General features: G+C 62.3%; 2 protein-coding genes. One reads left to right on the top strand and one right to left on the bottom strand.

Features of this window, described 5'->3' with window-relative positions; translation table 11 throughout:
- A partial coding sequence (locus ACI38B_RS02370) for a cation:proton antiporter (protein WP_439729370.1) occupies nt 1-998 on the top strand: 998 nt, incomplete at its 5' end.
- 380 nt (nt 999-1,378) lie between these two features.
- Here ACI38B_RS02370 and ftsY read toward each other — a convergent pair.
- Nucleotides 1,379-2,689 carry a signal recognition particle-docking protein FtsY gene (ftsY, locus tag ACI38B_RS02365; protein WP_439729369.1) on the bottom strand — a complete coding sequence of 437 codons (1,311 nt, stop codon included), beginning with the start codon at nt 2,687-2,689 and terminating at the stop codon, nt 1,379-1,381.
- Between the last annotated feature and the right edge of the window lie 266 nt (nt 2,690-2,955).

Genomic DNA, 2,955 nt, shown 5'->3' with positions numbered 1-2,955 from the left:
CGGTGCTCATCATGGGCGGGGTGAGCATGGTGTTCGGGTTCGACCTCATGTCATCCCTGTTCATTGGCGTCGTGTTCTCCGCGACATCCGTGTCGATTTCGGTGGCGGTTTTGAAGGAGGCAGGGCGTCTTGACACGAAGGAAGGCGCGTCGATTCTGGGGGCGGCCGTCGCGGATGATGTGATCGGCGTGATTCTGCTCAGCATCATGAGCACGCTAATCAGCACGGGCAGCGTGTCGTTCCAGCAGCTCGGGCTGATCGCGCTCAAGCAGGTCGCGTTCTTCGCGCTGACCGTCGTGGTGGTGCTGTGGGTGGCGCCGTGGCTGATGACCTTCGCCGCGCTGCTCAAAGCGCCGAGCGGCATTGCGATCATGGCGACGATCATCTGCCTGGCGATGGCCTGGTGCTCGGAACTGGTGGGGCTGAGCTACGCGGTGGGCGCGTTCTTTGCGGGCATCGCCGTGAGCCGCAGCGACTACCGTGAGCAGGTGGATCGAGATATCGAGCCGATTGGCGACTGCTTCTTCGTGCCGCTGTTCTTTGTGAGCATCGGCTTGAACACCGAGGCCGTGCATGACATGCATCTGGTGTGGTTCATTGTGGTGATGACCGTGCTGGGTGTCATCACGAAGATTGTCGGCTGCGGGCTGGGCGCTCGGATGGCCGGGTTCAACGGGCGTAGCTCCATCGTCATCGGCACGGGTATGATTCCGCGCGGTGAAATGGCGCTGATCACCGCGCAAATCGGCTTCTCGCAGCATATTCTGTCGGACGACTACTATTCGACGATTATTTTCACGATTTCGCTGGTGACGCTCATCGCGCCGCTGTTCTTGAAGGCTGCGTTGCACGGGGCTCCGGCGAAAGATGAGGCGGCTGGGGCTGGGAGCGCGAAAACAGAAGCCCCCATCGAGGCGGACAGCGCGACTGCGGACATCATTGATGCGCAGACGGCAGACACCACCAGCGCGGTCGGGATGGCTGCACCAGTCGCCTGACATGTTATGGCCCGTCCGGGTTCCATTGCCGGCGCGGCCAGCCGATGATATGGGGCGCTGAATCGAGATTCGGCGGGTGTATCCGCGCTATCTGTAGTACATGCCGGAAAGCAACTCGCTTATCAGGGTTCGATGAGCGTCAATACCGCAAGAGAACCATGGGAAATCCGCTGTCTGTACTCGCCGGTTTGATCGGTCGCGAACCCTCGTAGCAACGATATGTTCCGCAACGTACTACAGATATGCAAGATGCTGCTGGATGATGCACATACCTCGATACCGCGCCTAGCTATCAGGAGACCGATGGCCGCAGCCGGACACGTAAGCCGTATGTAGTGCCGCCGTAGCGTCACTGCATACGGCGGCACCGAGTGTTGCGTTCAGGCGAGAATGCCGTCGACGAAGTCCTCCGGATTGAAGGGCGCCAAATCGTCCGGGCCCTCGCCCAGACCGACCAGCTTGACTGGCACGCCAAGCTCCTTCTGCACGGAAATCACGATGCCGCCCTTCGCGGAACCATCCAGCTTGGACAGCACAACACCGGTGATGCCGATTGCCTGGGCGAACACCTTCGCCTGTTCCATGCCGTTCTGGCCGGTGGTCGCGTCAAGGACGAGCAGCACCTCATCGACCGGCAGGTTCTTTTCGGTGACGCGGCGGATCTTGCCGAGCTCATCCATGAGGTTCGCCTTGTTCTGCAAGCGGCCCGCGGTATCGATGATCAGCACGTCGGCGTTCTCGTTCTTCGCGCGCTGCGACGCTTCGAACGCGACGGATGCGGGGTCGGCGCCATCCTTGTCGGAACGCACGACCGGCACATTGACCTTCGCGCCCCAGGTTTCCAGCTGATCGGCGGCCGCCGCGCGGAAGGTATCCGCCGCGCCGAGCATCACGCTCTTGCCGTCGGCGACGAACAGGCGCGCGAGCTTGCCCGCGGTCGTGGTCTTGCCAGTGCCGTTGACACCGACCATGATGATGACGCTCGGCTTGTGCGCTTCGGGCTTGTCGGCGTTCAGACGACGGTCGGTATCCGTACCGACCATCGCGAGCAGCTTGGAACGCAAGGCCTCGCGCACCTGAGCGGGGTCGTGTGTGCCGGTGATGCGGGCGTCGTTACGCAGTTCATCGACGAGCTGCTCGGAAGCGTCCGCGCCGACATCGGCCGTAAGCAGCGTGTCCTCGACATCCTCCCAGTCAGCCTCGGACAGGTGGTCCTTGGCGAGGATGTTGAACAGGGCCTTGCCGAAGGGGTTTGCGCTGTTCGCCAGGCGCGCCTTCAGACGGGTCATGCGGGAGGTCGCGGATTCCGGCGTCTGCGGCTGGGATTCAGCGGTCTGGGAGGTCTGGCTCTCAGGTTGGGCGGATTCGGCCGAACCGGCGGATTCGGTTGACGAAGCCGCTGATTGCGCTGATTCGGCTTGTTTCGTCGATTCAGCCGATTCAGCTCCCGACTTCTGGCCAGACGGCGTCGATGCAGCCCCGGCGGCGGTTCCGGCTTCGGCACCGGCAGCTTGCTTCGCCGCAATCGCCTTGTCGGCGGCCGCTTTCGCCGCGGCCTCACGGTCTTCACGGGCCTGCTCGGCCGCATCGATACGCTTCTTGCGCGAACGGTCAGCAAGCACGCCGGCGACAATCAGCGCGATGGCGATAACCGCCACCACAACAATCGCGATAATCTGTTGAGTATCCATACCCCCAGCCTATGGTTTTCAAGGGACAGACCGGACTGGGCGCACTCGCCGACCCCGCCCGCCGATCCCACCCGGCACAACGTCTTCGACTCGCCTTGATACACTGGGTTAAGCGGAAGGCACATCGCTGTATTTCCCGCATCGCTGTATTTCCGTACTGCTACGCTTCGTCGGCTCGCGCATCAGCAGTCGTACGTGATAAGAGATATCAAGGCCTTTCGCTGTTTGGTGTGGGTGAGTGGGTCGGGGGGTGGTGGTGCTGGTCG

The sequence above is a fragment of the Bifidobacterium sp. genome, from assembly GCF_051876855.1.
Taxonomy (GTDB): Bacteria; Actinomycetota; Actinomycetes; order Actinomycetales; family Bifidobacteriaceae; genus Bifidobacterium.
The sequence above is the reverse complement of the archived record's forward strand: the minus strand, read 5'-3'. Positions and strand labels throughout refer to the sequence as shown.

Coding starts and splice junctions, on each gene's coding strand:
- ftsY (WP_439729369.1), bottom strand. CDS start 2,689: ATGGATACTCAACAGATTATCGCGATTGTTGTGGTGGCGGTTATCGCC.